Raw genomic sequence first — 18,821 nt, 5'->3', positions numbered from 1 at the left:
AGGCACGTCTGAATGGCCCAATATTTTGTTTTACATCCGCAGAACCCCCAGCCGCGCCTGATCGCGCAAGCCGTGGAGATTCTGCGCAATGGTGGGGTGGTGGCCTATCCCACCGACTCCAGCTACGCGCTTGGCTGCGTGGTCGGCAACAAGGACGCGCAGGACAGAATACGTGCCATCCGCGGCGTGGATGATGACCATTTGTTTACCTTGGTTTGCCGCAACTTGAGCGAACTTGCCGTCTATGCCCAGGTGGATAACAGTCAGTTTCGTCTGCTCAAGGCCAATACGCCGGGGCAATACACCTTTATCCTGAAAGCGACGCGTGAAGTGCCACGTCGCCTGCAGCACCCCAAGCGCAGCACCCTGGGGCTGCGCGTGCCGGATCACGCCGTAACGCAAGCGCTGCTGGAAGCGTTGGATGAGCCCTTGCTCAGCATGTCGCTGCAATTGCCGGGGGAGGAAGATGTCCTGAATGAAGCCTGGGAAATCCGCGACCGGCTGGAACACCAGCTGGACCTGGTGATTGATGCCGGTGCCTGTTCCGCCACGCCGACCACCGTGATTGATCTCACCGGTGACAGCCCCATATTGGTCAGAGCCGGTGCCGGGAGCCTGGCACCTTTTGGCCTTACTGAATAACGTTCCACTTTATTAAGGAAATCCTCGTTCGCCATGGAACTCACTTTCATCCAGAAAATTGCGATTTATGCGCTGCCCGTTATTTTTGCCATCACCGTGCATGAAGCGGCGCATGGCTATGCCGCCCGCTATTTTGGCGACATGACAGCCCATCAGGCTGGCCGCATTACGCTGAATCCGCTGCGCCACATTGATCCGATCGGCACCATCCTGATTCCGGCGCTCACCCTGTTTTTTGGTGGCATCCTGTTTGGCTGGGCCAAACCCGTGCCTGTGGATTTCTCGCGTTTGCGGCATCCTAAAAAAGACATGTTGTGGGTAGCCGCAGCTGGTCCTGCGTCCAATCTCATCATGGCGCTCATCTGGGCGCTGATCTGGAAATTTGCCCCCGCGCTATCGCCGAGTATGGCCGTGCCATTAAGCCTGATGGCGCAGGCTGGCATCATGATCAATGTGGTGCTGATGGTGCTCAATCTGCTGCCGCTACCACCACTGGATGGCGGACGGATTGCCGTCAGCCTGCTCCCCAACCACCTAGCGGAAAAATACGCAGGCGTTGAGCGTTATGGCTTTGTCATTTTGCTGGTGCTGCTGTTTACCGGGCTGCTTGCGAAGATCATGCATCCTTTCATAAACGCCTCGATCAGCTTAATATCTTGGCTATTCAAATAACAATTCACTTTTTGGACTTCTAGACATCATGGCGGTTGAGCGTGTTTTATCGGGGATGCGTCCCACAGGCAATCTACATCTTGGGCATTATCATGGCGTACTGAAAAACTGGACGCGCCTGCAACACGAGCATGAGTGCCTGTTTTTTGTGGCTGACTGGCATGCGCTGACCACCCATTACGACACCCCTGAAGTCATTGAGGAAAGTGTCTGGGAGATGGTGATTGACTGGCTGGCCGCCGGTGTGGACCCTGCCAGTGCCACCATTTTCATCCAGTCGCGCGTGCCCGAGCATGCCGAGCTGCACACCTTGCTGTCCATGATTACTCCGCTGAGCTGGCTGGAGCGCGTGCCTACCTATAAAGACCAGCAGGAAAAGCTCGCCAGCAAGGATCTCTCGACCTACGGTTTCCTGGGCTATCCGCTGCTGCAAAGTGCTGACATCCTGATTTACAAGGCCAGCCAGGTGCCGGTGGGCGAAGACCAGATTCCCCATATTGAATTCACGCGCGAGATCGCCCGTCGTTTCAATCATATTTATGGCCGTGAAAAAGGCTTCGAAGAAAAGGCCCAGGCCGCGATCAAGAAGCTGGGCAACAAGCGCGGCGCCTTGTACGAAGAGCTGCGCACCCGCTACCAGGAAAGCGGCGATGATGAAGCGCTGGAATCCGCCCGTGCCATGATTGATGAGCAACAGGGCATGAGCCTGGGCGACAAGGAGCGTTTGCTGGGTTACCTCGAAGGCGGCGGCAAGATCATCCTGCTGGAGCCGGAATACAAGCTGACTCCGGCCTCCAAGATGCCAGGGCTGGATGGGCAGAAAATGTCCAAATCCTATAACAACACGATTTCATTGCGCGAATTGCCAGACGTGGTGGCCAAGAAGATCAAGACCATGCCGACGGATCCCGCACGTATTCGCCGTACCGATCCGGGTGATCCGGAGAAATGCCCGGTATGGCAGCTGCATGAAGTGTATTCCGACGACAAAACACGCGAGTGGGTGCAGCAGGGCTGCCGCAGTGCTGGCATTGGTTGCATTGAATGCAAGACGCCGGTGATCGAGAGCGTGCTGGAAGAACTGAAACCCATACAGGAACGTGCGGCGCAGTATGCCGAAGACCCGATGCTGGTCAAGAACGTGGTGGCCGAAGGCTGTGAGCGCGCCCGCAAGCTGGCACGGGAGACCATGCGGGATGTGCGCGAGGTCATGGGCCTGAATTACTCTTGAAGCAGATATGAACCACTGGCTTGCGCTTGGTATTGCAATCATCGCTGAGGTGATTGCCACCACGGCCCTCAAATCCACGGAGGGCTTCACCCGCCTGGTGCCCTCGCTCATGGTGGTGGCAGGCTATGGCACGGCGTTTTATTTCATGACAGTCAGCCTGCGCGTGTTTCCGGTCGGCATCATGTATGCCATCTGGGCTGGCGTCGGCATCGTGCTGGTGGCCATCCTAGGCTGGGTGTTCTACAAGCAATCGCTGGATTGGCCGGCCATACTCGGCATTGCGCTCATCATCAGCGGTGTCATCGTCATTCACGTGTTTTCGCGCGCAGTGGCTCACTGATGCAGACCCAGCTCGCAATTGACGTTCGTATCTATGGCGAGCAACTCGATACCATCCCGCAGGATCTCTATATCCCGCCCGATGCGCTGGAAGTTTATCTGGAAGCCTTTGAGGGGCCGCTGGACCTGCTGCTTTACCTGATCCGCAAACACAATCTGGATATCCTGGATATTCCCATGGCGGAGCTCACGCGCCAGTACATGGACTATGTGGAAAAGATGCGTGCTACCAAACTGGAGCTTGCGGCTGACTATCTGCTGATGTCCGCCATGCTGATCGAGATCAAGTCACGCATGCTGTTGCCCAAGCCCGCGGATATTGAGCAGGAAGATGATCCACGTGCTGAGCTGGTCCGCCGCCTGATGGAATACGAAGCCATCAAGCTCGCCGCCCAGCGCCTGGATGAGATGCCACAGGTCGGGCAGGAGATCGTGGTGGCACATGCCTATTTTGAGCAGATTGCCGTGGCAGGCCCGCCCGGCATCAGTTTTGAAGACCTGGTGGCGGCCTGGCAATCGGTATTGCAGCGAGCCAGCCATTTTCAACACCACCGTGTCGGCCGCGCCGAACTCTCGGTGCGCGAGCATATGAGCCTGGTGTTGCGCCGATTGCAGCGCGATGGCATGGTGGAATTCATGGAGCTGTTTGATGTGGTGAATGACGGTCTGCCCAAGCTGGTCGTGTATTTCCTGGCGATACTCGAGCTCGCGCGCGAAGGGCTGGTCAAGATCACCCAGCAGGCCTCATTTTCGCCCATTTATTTGCAAGCACAGGAGCGATAGCGTGTTGCAGGAACCGCTGAATACCGCGCAAATGAAACAAATACTGGAAGCCGCCTTGCTCACCGCCGGGCAGCCGCTTTCGCTGGATGAGTTGCTGCGCCCCTTTGATGGCCGCATGGAGCGCGCCACCTTGCGCATGCTGCTGGATGAGCTGAAGGCTGACTGGCAGCAGCGCAGCATGGAGCTGGTGCAAGTAGCCAGCGGCTGGCGCTTTCAGGCGCGTCCGGAGTTTTCGCTGTATCTTTCACGCATCAGTCCGGAGCGCCAGCAGCGCTACTCACGGGCGGCGATGGAGACCCTGGCCATCATCGCCTATCGCCAGCCAGTGACGCGCGGTGATATCGAGGAAATTCGCGGCGTGGCGGTCAACCCCAACATCATGCGCCAGCTGATCGAGCGCAACTGGATTGATGTGGTGGGCCAGCGCGATGTGCCGGGGCGGCCATCGTTATATGCCACCACCAAGACCTTTCTGGATGACCTCAACCTGCGCTCGCTGTCTGAATTGCCCGCGATGGAGAACTTCAGCCAGCAGGATATTCTGTTTGAGCCGCCGCAACCCGAGTAGCTCCTGCAAGTTTTAATTTTTTAGCGCTCTGGTTGCCCGTATAATAAGCACTTAATTATTCAGGCAAGATTCAGATGGCACGTCCCTTCAAACAGCAACGCAACCCCGGCAATATCAAACCCACTGCTTCCGTCAGTACCGATCCGGATGCAGTGCCACAGCGCCTGCACAAACTGCTGGCGCTGGCAGGCCTGGGCTCACGTCGCGAGATGGAAGAACTGATCCTGAGCGGCCGCATCACCATCAACGGCAAGGTGGCCGAGGTAGGTGCTGCCGTGGTGCCTGGCGATGTGGTGCGCTTTGATAGCCGCCCGGTGCATCTGCCATTTGAGGCCGAGCTGGCCCAGGTGCTGATCTACCACAAGCCTGAAGGTGAAATCGTCAGTCAGGATGACCCGGAAAAACGCGCTACTGTGTTCGACAAGCTGCCCCGTGTGCGCGGTGCCAAATGGATTGCCATTGGCCGTCTCGATATCAATACCTCGGGCTTGCTGATTTTCACTACCTCAGGCGAATTGGCCAACCGCTTCATGCATCCGCGCTATGAAGTGGAGCGCGAATATGCCGTGCGCATTTTTGGCGAGCTGACCGAAGGTGAAATGCTGCAGCTGACGCAAGGCATTGAGCTGGAAGACGGGCCGGCCAGTTTTGACAGTATTCGCCCCCAGGGCGGTGAAGGTGCCAATCACTGGTATCAGGTTATTCTGCGTGAAGGCCGTAACCGTGAAGTGCGCCGTTTGTTTGATGCTTTCCAGAAGCCGGTCAGCCGTTTGATGCGTGTGCGCTTTGGCCCGGTCAATCTGCCACCACGCCTGAAGCGCGGCCAGATGCTGAATCTGGACCCCAAGGAAGTGCTGGGCTTGCTGGAGTGGGCTGGCTTGCCTTTGCCAAAAGCGCCGTTGCGTCAGCGTACCGCGCGTGAAAAAGAGAAGGCCGGGCAGGTATTTACTCCTAAAGCCCGCCGTGCCGCGCCTGAACGCGAGCCACGCGCCGAGGGCACAACAGGCCGTCCAGCCTATGGCGCTCGCCCGGATGCAGCAGGCCGTGCCGATGGCAGAAAAACCAGCACCAGCCCGGCGCGCAAACCTGCGCAATCACGCCGTATTCGTCAGGATGCCGATATCCCCGCGCCGCGTTCACGTCGCCCTGCCACCAAGCGTTAAGCGCCTGGCAAGACCTTAACCAAGACCTTAACCAAGACCTTAACTAAGTCATATCCCGGCCGAGCTGCTGGCAAATCAGCCGCTCGGCATCGTCTGCTGTCACCGGTGGGCTGAACAGATAGCCCTGGATTTTTTCGCAGCCATTTGCCCGCAAAAATTCGGCCTGGGCTTGCGTTTCCACCCCTTCCGCCACCGCACTCAGCTTGAGTGTTTTTGCCAGCGCCAGTATCGCCTGGGCAATTGCGCTGCCTTCCGGATCGTCGGGTAAGCCTTTGATGAAGCTGCGATCGATCTTGATGGTATTGATGGGGAACTGCCGCAGATAGCTCATGGATGAATAGCCGGTGCCAAAGTCGTCAATGGCGATATCCAGCCCGGCCTGCCGCAGCATGTGCATTTTTTCGATCATCACGCTGGACTGATCCATCAGCACGCTTTCCGTCAGTTCGATATTGAGCAGTCTGGCGTCAAGCCCGACCTTGTTCACCATATTGACGATGTTCTGCACGATATTCGGGTGGTGGAACTGGCGACCTGAAAAATTCACATTCATGATCAGACCGCTTGCGTAGCGTTCCTGCCAGGCTTTCGCCTGCAGGCAGGCGGTTTCCAGCACCCACTCGCCAATCTGCATGATGAGCCCGGAGGCTTCGGCCAGCGGGATGAACACATCGGGGCGTATATTGCCCAACTCGGGCTGATGCCAGCGCAACAGGGCTTCGAAACCGACGATCTTGCGGGTTTCCAGCGCAATGATGGGTTGGTAGTAAAGCTCCAGCTCATGTCCTGGCAATGCTTTTTGCAGCATGGACATCAGCTTTTCCTGCTGGTGCGCTGAGTCTTCCAGCTCACGCGAGTAATAGCGGAAGGTATTCTTGCCATCGGCCTTGGCCCAGTACATGGCGGTATCCGCATTGCGCAACAGCCCGGATACATGGTCGGCATCGGCGGGGAAGTTGCTGATGCCTATGCTGGCACCGACAAATACCTCGTGCGCGTTAATGACAAACTTTTCCGAGAACAGGGCGATGATGGCGCTGGCGGTGGCGTCTATCGCCGATAGCGGCTGATCGCGCAGGATAATGGCAAACTCATCGCCGCCTATGCGACAGAGGATGCTGCCCGGCACCAGGGTTTGCAGTATGCGACTGCCAGCCTCCCGCAACAGGCTGTCACCGGCCAGATGGCCCAGGGTATCGTTCACGCTCTTGAAGTTATCCAGATCAATAAACATCAGGTAGCAGCTTTGCTGGCGCTGGGCCGCATGATCCAGCATCAACGTCAGTTGTTCATTGAAGAAATGCCGGTTGGGCAGGTGCGTGACCGTGTCGTAGTAGGCGAGTTTATCCAGCTGCTCTTCGGCCAGCTTGCGTTGCGAGAGTTCATCTTCCAGGCGCTTGCCATGGTTGTACAAGCTCAGCAGCATGCCGTCTATGCCTTTGGCCAGGGTGCCGAATTCGTCACGCCGCGCCATGTTGGTACGCAAGCCGTAGTTCTGCTCGGCGGAAACGCGGCTGACAAAGGTGGTGAGCGAACTCAATGGTTCGGTAATCAGCAGGTTGAGCCGTGCCGCAATCAGGCGCGCAGCCAGCATGGCAAGCAGGCCCGCCATCAACACCACCAGGGCAAACAGCCCCAGGCGCGCATTCAGCTTGTTGAGGTTGATCTCGATATACAGAATGGCCAGCGGCTTTTGTTCCAGTATCAGCTCATAACGCCGGTTCATGCGATGCAGCCCGGTATAGGGAATGCGAATATCCGGTGCATGCGGATTTGCTTCCTTGGCGTAATGGCTGAAGCGGCTACCGTTGTAGAGGTAGACTTCGGCGCGATTGATGCTGGGCACCAGTCGCAGGCTGGACAGTATCTCGTCTGCAGTTTTTTTGTCTTCAAATGCCACCGCGGCGCTGAGGTTGCTTTTCAGAATCTCGGCCTGGGCATTGAGGTCATTCTCGATATCGGTCAATGCACTCTGATACTGAAATACCAGCATGACGGCAAACACCACGACCAAGGCGGTTGCCGTGACGATGAATTGTAAAATCAGCAGCTTGGTGCGTATCGAGCTGATGTTGAAGCCTTTATGTGCCATCGTCTTCCTTGCGTACGGTCTTGGCCAGCCTCAGCAGTTTGGAACTGATCGTGAGGTTGGCGCGCCTGGACTGCACCAGGTCCACATTAAAGCTGAGGCGTTTGTTTTCCACATTCATCTGAATCATGGCCTGGCTCTGGCTGCCTTCACCTACGATCAGCACCGGGCTGCCTGCCAGCCTTGTCAGCATCTGACGGGTGCCGGAGTCCGTGGCCTTGCCTATGTAAAGCAGCTGGCATTCGTCGGTGTCACGCTGCATGGGTTCGATAATGCGCAGGGTACGGCCGTTGATCTGCTTGCTGGCGAGCAGGCGCACATTCACCAGCGTGGCCTGGCCGGGCAGCAGGCATATATTGAGCGTATCGCGGCCATTGTCCGGCCACTCGGTAAATACCACGAAGTTGTAGAGATAGGCGGCGCGCATATCGCTGATCGGGATTACATCTTCCCCGTGGCTGCGCAGGATGGGCAGCAGGGAGGCAGCAAGCAACAGGAACGCGCGGGTCAGCATCACTTGAAGTCGTAGATGCATTGCAGCCAGAAGGTGCGGCCGTTCTGGGCAATGCGGTCGGGAAGCATGTAGCTGGAAGCGGCCACGGCGTAATCACGATCGAGCAGGTTTTTCAGGCTGGCTGAGACTTCCAGGTTGGGGATCACCTGGCGCGATACCAGTGTCAGGTTAACCAGCGTATAAGAGGGCAGGGTGGCCCGGCTATCGTCCGGGCGCTGCCCCATGTACAGCACTTCCAGGCCGGAATTGAGGCGCGGCCCGAGAAGCGGATAGGAAACACTGCTTTTCGCCATGTGGCGCGGCGAGTTGATCATCTGCTTTCCGCTATCGTCGCGGTTATCCTGCCAGGCATAGCTGGCGCGCATATAGGCATCATTGTCCCAGTGCTGTTCCAGCTCGATGTCGGCGCCACGGGCATGACTGTCTGGCCAGTTGAAATACTGCAGGGTGTTGCCATTGACGTAGGTTTCGCCGATGCGACGCTGGGTCTGATAGTGGTACAGCGAGCTCAGGATGCGGATATTGGGCAGCGGGCGATGTTCCAGCACCAGCTCATAGGCTTTGACCAGCTCGTTTTTCAGGTCGGGGTTTTCACGCTGTATGGTGCGGTCGCTGTAGTACTTTTCGTAGACATTGGGCCGCCTGAACGCGGTGGAGTAGGAGGCTTTCAGCGTCGTCATGCCACTGAGCTCATAGGCCAGGCCGGCGCGTGGCGAAACCTGGTGCAGATGATCATTGCCCAGATCCAGCCGGGCGCCATAATTCAATGTCAGCCGGGGCGAGACACTGTATTCATCCTGAATATAACTGCTGACCGTCTGCGTCTGGCGATGCAGGGTGCCCGTCGGCAACTCGAAATCCTGCTGATAATCCTGGCGATACTCCGCGCCCGTGAGCAGGCGATGGCCGGCAAAGCGCGTATCCACGAACTTGATATCCGTGCCCCACCAGCGGCCGATTCCGCGTTCGCTGAACAGCTCGCCGTCATACATGTAGCGGCCAGCGTTGCGGTATTGGCCGTAGTAGGTACGCAACGACATCTTGAGTACCGGGCTCAGCGTGTCATCGTATTTGAGATTGAGGAAACCACTGGCGTCGCCCAGACTGCTGGGTTTGGCGTTGAAATCTGCACTGTAGGCGGCCGTGGGGTCATCCTTGTAGCGGGAGACGTAGCCGCCTTCCAGCGACCATTGTTCGTAACTGCCCTTGATGAAGTAGCGGCGATTGCGTTCGCCATCCAGATTACGGGCCACGCCATCGCTGCCACCGCTGGCAAACTCCTTGAAATACAGGTTTTGCCCGGCGCTGTAAAAGGTGGAGGCGGACATCAGCACATCTGCGCCGTTATCCAGCACCTTGCCATAGGTAATGCGCTGCTTGCGTCCCTGATAGCTGGAAAACTCGGTGCTGACCTGGGTGCCGTCAAATTGCTGGCCGGTTTTGGTAATGATGTTGATGATGCCGTAGAAGGCACCGTTGCCATAGGTCACGGACCCCGGACCTGATACATATTCCACGCGCTCGATCAGTTCGGTATCCAGCAGGCCATCCTGTCCGAGGTATGCCGAGTTGTACAGGTTGTCGTTGGCCTGAAAACCATCAATCAGCAGCATGACGCGCCCGGGATAATCGCCAGTGCGGCCGAATCCGCGGCCACCCATGTAGTCATACTGGCGGTCATTGGACACTTGCAGGCCACGCATGCTGGCGAGGATATCGGCCAGTGTGCGGTAACCGAACAGCTTGATGTCTTCAGCCGTCACGATGCTGACGGCGGAGGACGACTGGCTGATCTGCTGCGAAATGCTGGCAGCCGTCTGCACATCCGTTTCCACCAGTTGTTCCAGCGGGATGTCAGTGATATCGCCGACGGCCAGCGCGGGGCCTGGCAGTACGGCAAGGCTGCCAAGCAGGCAGGCCATGAGGGAACGGCTTGAGATCAGGATATGCATGCCAGATAAATCGTGAGGTACAAACAGTTTGGGCTAGCGCAGCGTGTGGTATGCGGTAGCCTTTTTGTCGTGTATGGCCTGATCCTTGAGGTTGAAATCAATTAAGCGTTGGCGGGCAGGGGGAGCTGCTCTTTGCTGAGCAGAAACACGAACTCATTGCCGGACTCCACTTCCAGCCAGGTAAATGGCAGGTCGGGATAGGCTTCATGCAGGGCATCGCGATTATGGCCGATTTCCACGATCAGCAGGCCACCGTCATTCAGGTGATGCCAGGCTTCACGCAACAGGGTGTGGGTATGTTCCAGGCCATCGGTGCCACTGCCCAGCGCGATCTGCGGTTCGTTGCGGTACTCTTCCGGCAGTTGTGCCATGGAGGGGGCATCGACATAAGGCGGATTGCTGATGATGAGGTCGTAAGTCTTGCCTTGCAGCGAGCTGAACATATCGGACTGGATGGCCGTTATCTGATCCTGCAGCCCGTAGTTGGCGATATTGATATTGGCGACCGCCAGGGCATCGGTGGAAATATCCACCACATCGACTTCGGCATTGGGGAAGGTGTGCGCCAGCAACACGCCCAGACAGCCACTGCCAGTGCAGATATCGGCTGCGCTTTCCACCATTTCGGGGTAATCAATCCAGGGTGACAGGCCATCTTCCAGCAGCTCGGCGATGAAGGAACGCGGCACAATCACGCGCTCATCCACATAAAACTTGAAGCCCTTGAGCCAGGCCTCGCGCACGAGGTAGGCGGTGGGCACGCGTTGTTCGACACGGCGTTCCAGCAGGTGCGCCAGATGCTTGCGTTCAGACTCCAGCAAGCGGCTATCCAGGAAATTATTCAGTGTGTCGTGCGGCAGATGCAGCGCGCTCATGATGAGCCAGACGGCTTCATCATAGGCATTGTCGGTGCCATGGCCAAAGAAAATGCCGGCCTCTTCAAAACGGCTGACGGCGAAGCGCAGCCAATCGCGGATGGTGATCAGCTCTTCGCTTAAACGAGGGTAGTGGGTCATGTCAGCAAGGTTTCCATAGTCAGGCGGTAGGCGTCTTTCAAGGGCTCGATATCGGCCACGCCTACGCATTCATTCAGTTTGTGGATGGTGGCATTCAAGGGGCCGAATTCAACGACCTGGCTGGCAATGTCGGCAATGAAGCGACCATCGGAAGTGCCGCCACTGGTCGAAAGTTCCGGCGTGACACCAAAGGCGGTTTCAATGGCGGCGCTGATGGCTTCGACCAGCGTGCCCTTGGGCGTGAGGAAGGGTTTGCCGGAAAGCTCCCATTGCAGGTCGTATTCGAGTTCGTGCTTGTCCAGGATCGCATGTACGCGCTCGCGCAAGCCTTCTGCCGTGCTCGCTGTTGAAAAGCGGAAGTTGAACAGGATGGTGACTTCGCCAGGCACCACATTGGTGGCGCCAGTGCCGCCGTTCATGTTGGAGATCTGCCAGGAAGTGGGCGGGAAATATTCATTGCCGCTATCCCACACGGTATCGGCCAGCTCCTTGATTGCCGGTGCTACCAGGTGAATCGGGTTTTTGACCAGATGCGGGTAGGCGATGTGGCCTTGCACGCCCTTGACGACCAGTTTGCCGGAGAGCGAACCGCGGCGGCCATTCTTGATCATGTCGCCGACGACTTTGCTGGAGGTGGGTTCGCCGACGATGCAGTAATCAATCAGCTCGCCGCGGGCTTTCAGCGCCTCAACGACCTTGACCGTGCCATGAGTGGCAATGCCTTCCTCATCCGACGTGATCAGAAGGCCAATCGAGCCTTGATGGTCAGGGTGCTCGGCGACAAATTCCTCAATGGAGGTAATAAACGCCGCCAGCGAGGTCTTCATGTCGGCCGCGCCGCGCCCATACAACATGCCATCCTTGATGGTGGGCTCAAAGGGCGGGGTATGCCATTGGTCGACCGGGCCGGTAGGCACCACATCGGTATGGCCTGCGAAGACCAGTAGCGGGCTTGCGGTGCCGCGTCTCGCAAAGAAATTGTCGACATCGCCAAAGCGCATGCGCTCAATTTTGAAACCCAGCGGTTCCAGCCGCGAAATCAGCAGTTCCTGGCAGCCCAGGTCCTCTGGCGTGACCGAGCGCCGGGCAATAAGGTCCTGGGCCAGGTCTAGGGTTTTACTCATGGTTCAGCAGCTTTCCGTAGGTGGATTCATCGAAACCCAATGCCAGCAGTTTGCCATCAGCAACCAGAACCGGGCGTTTGATGACGGAGGTTTTATCCTGCATGAGGCGTATGGCAGAGGTATTATCGGTGACCGCGGATTTTTCTGCTTCAGGCAGATTGCGCCAGGTCATGCCGCTACGGTTGACCAGTTTTTCCCAGGAGGTTTGTGTCAGCCATTGCTTCAAGGTGCTGGCGTCTATCCCCAGCTTTTTGAAGTCATGGAATTCATAAGCCACCTGGTGTTCATCCAGCCAGGTGCGTGCTTTTTTCACGGTGTTGCAATTGGGTATGCCGTAGAGTTTCATCTGCCTGTCTGACATCAAATAATCAAATATCGATTTTAACAGCCCGGCCCTGGCTTTAGGCGGGCATTATCAACGGGTGGTCTGCCATGTCGTATTGCCATGGGTGCAGGAATGGAAAAGGCTAACCCAGGTGGCACCCAGGTTAGCCTTGCAATCACAGCAGCCCTGCAATTCCTGCGTTAGATGCCGCGCAGCAATTCGTTGATGCCTACCTTGCCCAGCGTTTTTGCATCAACCTTCTTGACGATCACGGCGCAGTACAAGCTGTAGCTGCCATCCTTGGATGGCAGGTTGCCGGATACCACGACGGAGCCCGCAGGTACGCGGCCATAGGTGATGCTGCCGGTTTCGCGGTCATAAATTTTGGTGCTCTGGCCGATGTAAACACCCATGGAGATCACGCAGTTGTCTTCTACCACCACGCCTTCCACCACTTCGGAGCGGGCGCCGATGAAGCAATTGTCACCGATGATGGTAGGGCCAGCCTGGATGGGCTCCAGCACGCCACCAATGCCTACGCCGCCGGACAAGTGCACATTCTTGCCGATCTGCGCGCATGAACCGACAGTCGCCCAGGTGTCGACCATGGTGCCTTCACCGACGTAGGCGCCGATGTTGACGTAAGACGGCATCAGCACAGCGTTTTTGGCGATATAGGAACCGCGACGCACGATGGCGTTAGGTACCACGCGGAAGCCACCGGCCTTGAAATCGGCTTCGGTGTAATTGGCAAACTTGGGAGGCACTTTGTCGAAGTATTTGGTCACGCCGTCATCCAGCAGGACGTTGTCTTCCAGACGGAAAGACAGCAGCACGGCTTTCTTGATCCACTGGTGCGTCGTCCATTCCTGGGTATCGCCCACGCGTTCGGCAACACGCAGCTTGCCCGCGTCCAGATCAGCCAGCACGCTGAATACAGCATCCTTGACTTCGGCCGTGGCGGTGGCAGGGGTAATGTCGGCGCGACGCTCAAATGCGTCTTCGATGATGGCTTGCAATTGACTCATGAATGTTCCCGGATAAATGCGTAAAAACCGCTATTTTAACTCAAAGAGCCCGCTTGATCTGCCTAATTGCAGTTATGCGAGGCGGAATGTGAAGTGAGGCTGCCGGACATGGCAGCCTCCTGGACAGGCTTACTTTTTACCGCTGATGGCTTGCTGGTAAAGCGGCATCACGGTGGGGATCAGCGATTTGATGTCCGCAATCCGACTCTCGTCAGAAGGGTGGGTGCTGAGGATTTCCGGTGGCTTGGAGCCGCCTTGCTGCCCCATCTTTTCCCACAGCGTGACGGCAGCATTGGGGTTGTAGCCCGCACGAGCGGCCAGCTCCAGACCCATTTCATCGGCTTCGTGTTCGGCCGTGCGGCTATTGGGCAGCGTCAGCGCTACCGCCGCCACGGCACCGCCCAGCGCCAGGGTTTTGGTGGCATTGTCCGCACTCTTGGTGGAAAGGCCAATCAGCGCAGCAGCGCCCAGCAAGCCATATTGCTGCACCTTGGCACGCGACATCTGCTCCCGTACATGCTCACGCAGCGCGTGTGAGATTTCATGCCCCATCACCGCAGCCAGTTCGTCATCGGTCGGTTTGATCTGGTCCAGCAGGCCGGTGTAGACCATGATCTTGCCGCCTGCCATGCAGTAGGCGTTGATCTCCTTGCTTTCCTGCACATTGATTTCCCATTTCCAGTTCAGGGCATCCGGCCGGAATACGCCTACCTGGGCGATCAGGCGTTGCGCGATGGCGCGCACACGCTGGGTTTCCTTGCTGTCCGTATTCAGCAGTTTTTTCGATTCGGCTTCTTTAAGCGTCTGCTGGTAGGCGAGTGCTGATTGCTGCTCGGCTTCCTGTTCCGATACCAGGCCGACATATTGTTTGCGGTCCACACCGACGGCGCCAGACTTGGTCGTGCTGGTGGTGGCGCAACCACTCAGCGTCGTGGCAACGAGAAACGCCAGAATCAGGGTCTTCCTCATGTTGATCTCCTGCTGAATTTCATGGGTACTAAGTGAATATGTGCCATTGGGATGGCATCGTTTTACTGTTTATTGTGGTTATTTCTTCATTACAAGGTCACCTGCGCTCCCAGCTCAACGACGCGGTTAGGCGGCAACTTGAAATGATTGGTCACGCTATCGGCGTTACGGAACATGGTGATGAACAGTTTCTCACGCCAGAATGCCATCTCAGAGTGGCGCGCGGGGAACAAGGTTTCCTTGCCGATAAAGAAGGAGGTGTCCATGGTCTCCAGTTCCAGACCCTGTTCGGCGCATAGCTCCAGATCGCGTGGCAGATCGGACTCGTCCTTGAAGCCATAACGCACGCTGACGCGGTAAAAGTCATGTGGCAAGGCTTCGACGATGATGCGTTCGCGGCGCGAGATAAACGGTTCATCCTCAATCTTCACGGTCAGCAGCACGACCTTTTCATGCAGCACCTTGTTGTGCTTGAGGTTATGCAGCAAGGAATGCGGCACACCGTAGGGATTCGGCGTCATGTAAATGGCATTGCCCTGCACGCGGGTAGGAGGAAAGCTGCCAATCGCATCGACAAAAGGCGCCAGCTCCATGGCTTCACTCTTCAGGCGGCGGAACAGAAGGTCACGCCCGGTTTTCCAGGTGGTCATCAAGGTAAAAATGACAATACCGATCAGCAGTGGGAACCAGCCGCCATCGGGGATTTTCAGCACATTTGCACCGAAGAAGGCGAGGTCGACGGTCAGAAAGACGGCGATCAGCGAGCCAGTACGCAGCCAGCTCCAGCCCCAGATGCCATGGAACACAACGCCCGCCAGCAGGGTCGTGATCACCATATCGCCAGTAACGGCAATGCCGTACGCAGCGGCAAGATCACCTGATGAACCAAAGCCCAGTACCAGCGCCATGACGGCCAGCATCAAGCCCCAGTTGACGCGGGGAATGTAAATTTGACCTTGTTCCTTATCGGAGGTGTGCATGACCGGCATGCGGGGCAGATAGCCCAGTTGCAATGCCTGGCGCGAGACGGAAAACGCACCGGAAATAACGGCCTGGGCGGCAATCACGGTCGCTACCGTAGCCAGAATGATCAAGGGAAACAGCAACCACTCAGGCGCCATCAAGTAAAACGGATTTTTAACGGCGGCATTGTCATGCAGGATCAGCGCGCCCTGGCCAAAGTAGTTGAGCACCAGCGCTGGCAGCACAAAGCCGAACCAGGCAAGGCGGATGGGTTTTTTGCCAAAATGCCCCATGTCGGCATACAGTGCTTCAGTGCCAGTAACGGCCAGTACGACCGAGCCCAGCGCCACAAAAGCCACCCAGGGGGCAGCAGCAAAAAAGCGCACCGCATAAATCGGACTCAATGCCTGCAGCACTAGCGGTTCATGCATGATGTTGACCGCACCCAGCACCGCCAGCGTACCGAACCACAGCACCATGATAGGCCCAAAAAAAGCACCAACTAGCGCGGTGCCTTTGCTTTGTACCCAGAAGAGAATGAAGATGACGACCATGGTGATGGGGATGATGGCGCCATGCATGTGCGGCGCGGCTACTTCCAGACCTTCCACCGCAGAAAGTACCGAAATGGCGGGGGTGATCATGCCATCCGCGTAAAACATGCAGGCCCCGAGAATACCGATCAGCATGATCATGCGCTCTTTGCGCACATTGCCTGCCACGTTGCGACTCGCCAATGCCAGCAGCGCCATGATGCCGCCTTCGCCGCGGTTGTCTGCCTTCATGATGAAGGCCACGTATTTCACCGACACGATCATGATCAAAGACCACAGGATCAATGACAGGATGCCGAAAATATTGTCATGCGTCAGCGGCACCGGGTGCGGGCTGACAGCAAACACTTCTTTCATCGTGTAAAGCGGGCTGGTACCGATGTCCCCATATACAACGCCAAGTGCAGCCAATGCCAAGGCAGGGAGCGGGGTCTTGCCGGTTTTTGCGGATTCCATTCAGACAGGCTTCTGATAATAGTTTGCAAATTTTAACAGGGTTCAAAAAATGCCTGTCCAGCTTTTTATGATTATTTTTGTTATGCAAGCCAGTCCTCTGCAATGTTTCACGCGAAAAAACGATACAAAAATTGCCATATTTTCATTTATAAACAGGCGCTTGCATTTTTTTAATCAAACGGACTATTGCTGGACATAGTCCGGTTTTCTACTATTCGTTCCACAAGCTTGCTCTGATGCCATTCCAGAGCTCGGGGGCTTTAGGTTTTTTGTAATTATTTTAATGGCTTACATAAAAAACACGGGGAAATTCAATCATGAATAAAATCAAAATCGGTTTGCTGATCGGTCTGGCTGTATTCAGCCTGAACGCATCTGCTACCAACTTCACTTATGGCAAGGGCGACAAGCACGACCGCGATGGCAAATACAGCACATCAAAGGATGGCTGTTACGTCTGTGATCCAGACAACAGCATTTTCGGTTCGGATTTCAAGGACGGCAAAAGCACGCAAACCTTCAAGAACTTCATTCCTGACACTGATGCCACCTTCACGGCAGTTGGCGGCAAGTTCGAGAAGAAAACCCAGGACGGCTACACCGGTGTAGGTATTTCCGGCAAGACCGCTGGTGAAATCGATATTGGCGAGCGTATTGATGTTTCGTTCACCAAGAACATCATCATCACCAATATCACCCTGGGTCTCTTGTTTGACGGTCCTGAGTACGGCGATGTGAATGAAAAGGCCAAGATCACGGCGACTTTCCTGGACGGTACCAAGTCTGACTTCTTCCTGACAGCGACGGGTCTGAAGACGGCAACCTGGACAGGTCCTGGTACCGTGAGCAACATCAGTGAAGCCAGCTACGGCGAAGGCGCACTGTGGGCAATTGCCAATCCGTTTGGTGACAAGCAGGTGAGCGCACTGTCCTTTACTGCTGTATTGGGTACATGTGGAAGTGGTGCATGCAACAACCAGTCTGACTACGTTCTGCACTGCATCTCGGCCGTACCAGAGCCTTCTACCTACGCTATGATGATGGCAGGCATTGCAGCTGTTGGCTTCAGTGCTCGTCGCAAGGCCAAGAAAACCCAAGCTTAATCTGCTTGCGTTGATCTGAAAAAGCCCGGTGCAAACCGGGCTTTTTTTATGTCTATTAAGCTAATTCAAATGGTTTCCGTGAATTACTGAGGATGGACCTGATCTACCGTTGTCTTGACCAGGCCATCGGAGAGTTGCAGTGTTATCCCCTTGCCCTTTTGCAAGGTCTGGACGGATTTCAGCAGGCTGCCATCTTCCGCATAGGCCAGCGTATAGCCCCTACTGAGAATGGCTTGAGGATTTAGGTGAACCAGGTTTTGCTGCAGGGTTTGCAATTGCCGGGTTTGGCGATCCAGCTTCTGGCGCATGGCTTGTTGCAGGCGCCATTGCCATTGCTGCAGTTGATGGCCGCGGTGGGCGATCTGCTGGCTGGGGGAGAGCAGGCGGCGGGTGAGGTAGTCCATATGTTGCATACGCTGGTTGAGCAGCTGTTGCATGGCACGGCGAAGGCGACGGCTAAGTTGCGCTTGTGCTTGCAGCAGGGCCTGGCGGTCGGCGCTGACCAGTTCGGCCGCAGCGGTGGGGGTTGCGGCGCGAACATCGGCAGCAAAGTCAGCGATGGTGAAGTCGGTTTCATGGCCTACGCCGCTGATCACCGGCATGCTGCAGCCGTGGATGGCGCGGGCGACGATTTCTTCATTGAATTGCCACAGGTCTTCCATGCTGCCACCGCCACGGCAGACGATCAGCACATCGACTTCGGCGCGTGCGCTGGCGGTTTCGATGGCGGCAGCAATCTGCGCGGCAGCCCCTTTGCCTTGCACCGGGGTGGGGTAGATGATGACTTCCAGCGAGGGCATGCGGCGGCGCAGGGTGCTGAGCACATCACGCAGGGCCGCGGCATCGGGCGAGGTGACAATGCCGATGCGTTGCGGATGCGCAGGGATGGGACGTTTCAGCGCAGCATCAAACAGCCCTTCGGCTTGCAGCTTGGCCTTGAGTTTTTCGAAAGCCTCGAACAGTGTGCCGAGGCCTGCGCGTTGCAAAAACTCGATGGTGAGCTGAAAATCGCCGCGGGCTTCATACAGGGTGACCAGTGCGCGTGCTTCGACCTTGTCGCCTTCGCGTGGTTGCCAGTCCAGATAGCTGTTGCGGCCGCGAAACATGACGCAGCGCACCTGGGCGCCTGCATCCTTGAGTGAAAAATACCAATGACCGGAAGCGGCCCGCGTGAGGTTGGATATCTCGCCCGAGACCCAGAACAAGGGAAATGCGCGTTCCAGTGTGTCGCGAGCCAAACGATTCAGCTCGGTCACGGTCAATATGCGGGGCGCTGATTCAGCCATTTCGGTGCTTACCTGTAATCCGTTACAATGGCTCGATTATAAAG

At 56.6% G+C, this 18,821-nt stretch carries 18 protein-coding genes; 8 read left to right on the top strand and 10 right to left on the bottom strand.

All coding sequences use genetic code 11. The features are described from left to right. The first annotated feature begins 12 nt into the window (after nt 1-12). The 7 genes from ACWWD9_RS09575 (at nt 13) to rluB (ending at nt 5,398) form a co-directional block, all read left to right on the top strand. Nucleotides 13-642, top strand: coding sequence for an L-threonylcarbamoyladenylate synthase (locus ACWWD9_RS09575; protein WP_015829710.1), 630 nt, complete (start codon nt 13-15; stop codon nt 640-642). Between the two features lie 33 nt (nt 643-675). After that, nucleotides 676-1,314 (top strand): site-2 protease family protein, encoded by a 639-nt coding sequence (locus ACWWD9_RS09570; protein ID WP_455866901.1) that lies wholly within the window; start codon nt 676-678, stop codon nt 1,312-1,314. Between the two features lie 28 nt (nt 1,315-1,342). Then, complete coding sequence (locus tag ACWWD9_RS09565; RefSeq protein ID WP_455866900.1) at nt 1,343-2,545, top strand: tryptophan--tRNA ligase; 1,203 nt, start codon at nt 1,343-1,345, stop codon at nt 2,543-2,545. A 7-nt stretch (nt 2,546-2,552) separates the two neighbouring features. After that, on the top strand, nt 2,553-2,885 hold the full coding sequence (locus tag ACWWD9_RS09560) for a DMT family transporter (protein WP_013441753.1): 333 nt from the start codon (nt 2,553-2,555) through the stop codon (nt 2,883-2,885). After that, the gene (locus tag ACWWD9_RS09555; protein WP_455866899.1) at nt 2,885-3,667 is read left to right on the top strand and encodes a segregation and condensation protein A; all 783 of its coding nucleotides are present in this window, start codon (nt 2,885-2,887) and stop codon (nt 3,665-3,667) included. The genes ACWWD9_RS09560 and ACWWD9_RS09555 overlap by 1 nt, the downstream gene beginning before the upstream one ends. 4 nt (nt 3,668-3,671) lie before the next feature. Beyond that, the gene (gene scpB / locus ACWWD9_RS09550; RefSeq protein WP_013441755.1) at nt 3,672-4,235 is read left to right on the top strand and encodes an SMC-Scp complex subunit ScpB; all 564 of its coding nucleotides are present in this window, start codon (nt 3,672-3,674) and stop codon (nt 4,233-4,235) included. Nucleotides 4,236-4,309: 74 nt separating this feature from the next. Beyond that, the gene (gene rluB / locus ACWWD9_RS09545; RefSeq protein ID WP_013441756.1) at nt 4,310-5,398 is read left to right on the top strand and encodes a 23S rRNA pseudouridine(2605) synthase RluB; all 1,089 of its coding nucleotides are present in this window, start codon (nt 4,310-4,312) and stop codon (nt 5,396-5,398) included. 43 nt (nt 5,399-5,441) lie between these two features. Here rluB and ACWWD9_RS09540 read toward each other — a convergent pair whose 3' ends face one another. The 9 genes from ACWWD9_RS09540 to ACWWD9_RS09500 all read right to left on the bottom strand — a co-directional run bounded on the left by ACWWD9_RS09540 (nt 5,442) and on the right by ACWWD9_RS09500 (nt 16,388). Beyond that, the gene (locus ACWWD9_RS09540; RefSeq protein ID WP_455866898.1) at nt 5,442-7,490 is read right to left on the bottom strand and encodes a bifunctional diguanylate cyclase/phosphodiesterase; all 2,049 of its coding nucleotides are present in this window, start codon (nt 7,488-7,490) and stop codon (nt 5,442-5,444) included. Beyond that, on the bottom strand, nt 7,480-8,001 hold the full coding sequence (locus ACWWD9_RS09535; RefSeq protein WP_455868151.1) for a YfiR family protein: 522 nt from the start codon (nt 7,999-8,001) through the stop codon (nt 7,480-7,482). The genes ACWWD9_RS09540 and ACWWD9_RS09535 overlap by 11 nt, the downstream gene beginning before the upstream one ends. Then, nucleotides 8,001-9,953: a TonB-dependent receptor plug domain-containing protein gene (locus ACWWD9_RS09530; protein ID WP_455866897.1), complete on the bottom strand. Its 1,953-nt coding sequence runs from the start codon at nt 9,951-9,953 to the stop codon at nt 8,001-8,003. Before ACWWD9_RS09530 ends, ACWWD9_RS09535 begins: the two co-directional genes overlap by 1 nt. A gap of 101 nt (nt 9,954-10,054) precedes the next feature. After that, nucleotides 10,055-10,969 carry a 50S ribosomal protein L3 N(5)-glutamine methyltransferase gene (prmB, locus tag ACWWD9_RS09525; RefSeq protein WP_455866896.1) on the bottom strand — a complete coding sequence of 305 codons (915 nt, stop codon included), beginning with the start codon at nt 10,967-10,969 and terminating at the stop codon, nt 10,055-10,057. Then, entirely contained in the window at nt 10,966-12,093 is a 1,128-nt protein-coding gene (gene dapE, locus ACWWD9_RS09520) for a succinyl-diaminopimelate desuccinylase (RefSeq protein WP_455866895.1), read from the bottom strand. Before dapE ends, prmB begins: the two co-directional genes overlap by 4 nt. Further along, complete coding sequence (locus ACWWD9_RS09515; RefSeq protein ID WP_455868150.1) at nt 12,086-12,439, bottom strand: ArsC family reductase; 354 nt, start codon at nt 12,437-12,439, stop codon at nt 12,086-12,088. The genes dapE and ACWWD9_RS09515 overlap by 8 nt, the downstream gene beginning before the upstream one ends. A gap of 179 nt (nt 12,440-12,618) precedes the next feature. After that, complete coding sequence (gene dapD, locus ACWWD9_RS09510; RefSeq protein ID WP_013441762.1) at nt 12,619-13,446, bottom strand: 2,3,4,5-tetrahydropyridine-2,6-dicarboxylate N-succinyltransferase; 828 nt, start codon at nt 13,444-13,446, stop codon at nt 12,619-12,621. A 129-nt stretch (nt 13,447-13,575) separates the two neighbouring features. After that, the gene (locus ACWWD9_RS09505; protein ID WP_013441763.1) at nt 13,576-14,415 is read right to left on the bottom strand and encodes a M48 family metallopeptidase; all 840 of its coding nucleotides are present in this window, start codon (nt 14,413-14,415) and stop codon (nt 13,576-13,578) included. A gap of 89 nt (nt 14,416-14,504) precedes the next feature. Continuing rightward, the gene (locus ACWWD9_RS09500) at nt 14,505-16,388 is read right to left on the bottom strand and encodes a potassium transporter Kup (RefSeq protein WP_013441764.1); all 1,884 of its coding nucleotides are present in this window, start codon (nt 16,386-16,388) and stop codon (nt 14,505-14,507) included. 317 nt (nt 16,389-16,705) lie between these two features. On the opposite strand from ACWWD9_RS09500, the gene ACWWD9_RS09495 reads away from it, so the two are divergent. Continuing rightward, nucleotides 16,706-17,491 (top strand): PEP-CTERM sorting domain-containing protein, encoded by a 786-nt coding sequence (locus ACWWD9_RS09495; RefSeq protein ID WP_455866894.1) that lies wholly within the window; start codon nt 16,706-16,708, stop codon nt 17,489-17,491. Between the two features lie 83 nt (nt 17,492-17,574). On the opposite strand, the gene xseA is transcribed toward ACWWD9_RS09495, so the two are convergent. Further along, nucleotides 17,575-18,777, bottom strand: a complete 1,203-nt coding sequence (gene xseA / locus ACWWD9_RS09490) for an exodeoxyribonuclease VII large subunit (protein WP_455866893.1) — start codon at nt 18,775-18,777, stop codon at nt 17,575-17,577. Nucleotides 18,778-18,821: the final 44 nt, after the last annotated feature.

This window comes from Methylovorus sp. SPW-M1 (assembly GCF_053848825.1).
Note: the sequence above shows the minus strand (reverse complement) of the source record. Positions and strands in the feature narration are given on the sequence as shown.

Coding starts and splice junctions, on each gene's coding strand:
- ACWWD9_RS09515 (WP_455868150.1), bottom strand. CDS start 12,439: ATGAAACTCTACGGCATACCCAATTGCAACACCGTGAAAAAAGCACGC.
- ACWWD9_RS09505 (WP_013441763.1), bottom strand. CDS start 14,415: ATGAGGAAGACCCTGATTCTGGCGTTTCTCGTTGCCACGACGCTGAGT.
- ACWWD9_RS09555 (WP_455866899.1), top strand. CDS start 2,885: ATGCAGACCCAGCTCGCAATTGACGTTCGTATCTATGGCGAGCAACTC.
- ACWWD9_RS09575 (WP_015829710.1), top strand. CDS start 13: ATGGCCCAATATTTTGTTTTACATCCGCAGAACCCCCAGCCGCGCCTG.
- ACWWD9_RS09540 (WP_455866898.1), bottom strand. CDS start 7,490: ATGGCACATAAAGGCTTCAACATCAGCTCGATACGCACCAAGCTGCTG.
- rluB (WP_013441756.1), top strand. CDS start 4,310: ATGGCACGTCCCTTCAAACAGCAACGCAACCCCGGCAATATCAAACCC.
- xseA (WP_455866893.1), bottom strand. CDS start 18,777: ATGGCTGAATCAGCGCCCCGCATATTGACCGTGACCGAGCTGAATCGT.
- ACWWD9_RS09565 (WP_455866900.1), top strand. CDS start 1,343: ATGGCGGTTGAGCGTGTTTTATCGGGGATGCGTCCCACAGGCAATCTA.
- ACWWD9_RS09495 (WP_455866894.1), top strand. CDS start 16,706: ATGAATAAAATCAAAATCGGTTTGCTGATCGGTCTGGCTGTATTCAGC.
- ACWWD9_RS09570 (WP_455866901.1), top strand. CDS start 676: ATGGAACTCACTTTCATCCAGAAAATTGCGATTTATGCGCTGCCCGTT.
- ACWWD9_RS09535 (WP_455868151.1), bottom strand. CDS start 8,001: ATGCTGACCCGCGCGTTCCTGTTGCTTGCTGCCTCCCTGCTGCCCATC.
- ACWWD9_RS09530 (WP_455866897.1), bottom strand. CDS start 9,953: ATGCATATCCTGATCTCAAGCCGTTCCCTCATGGCCTGCCTGCTTGGC.
- ACWWD9_RS09560 (WP_013441753.1), top strand. CDS start 2,553: ATGAACCACTGGCTTGCGCTTGGTATTGCAATCATCGCTGAGGTGATT.
- prmB (WP_455866896.1), bottom strand. CDS start 10,969: ATGACCCACTACCCTCGTTTAAGCGAAGAGCTGATCACCATCCGCGAT.
- dapE (WP_455866895.1), bottom strand. CDS start 12,093: ATGAGTAAAACCCTAGACCTGGCCCAGGACCTTATTGCCCGGCGCTCG.
- dapD (WP_013441762.1), bottom strand. CDS start 13,446: ATGAGTCAATTGCAAGCCATCATCGAAGACGCATTTGAGCGTCGCGCC.
- ACWWD9_RS09500 (WP_013441764.1), bottom strand. CDS start 16,388: ATGGAATCCGCAAAAACCGGCAAGACCCCGCTCCCTGCCTTGGCATTG.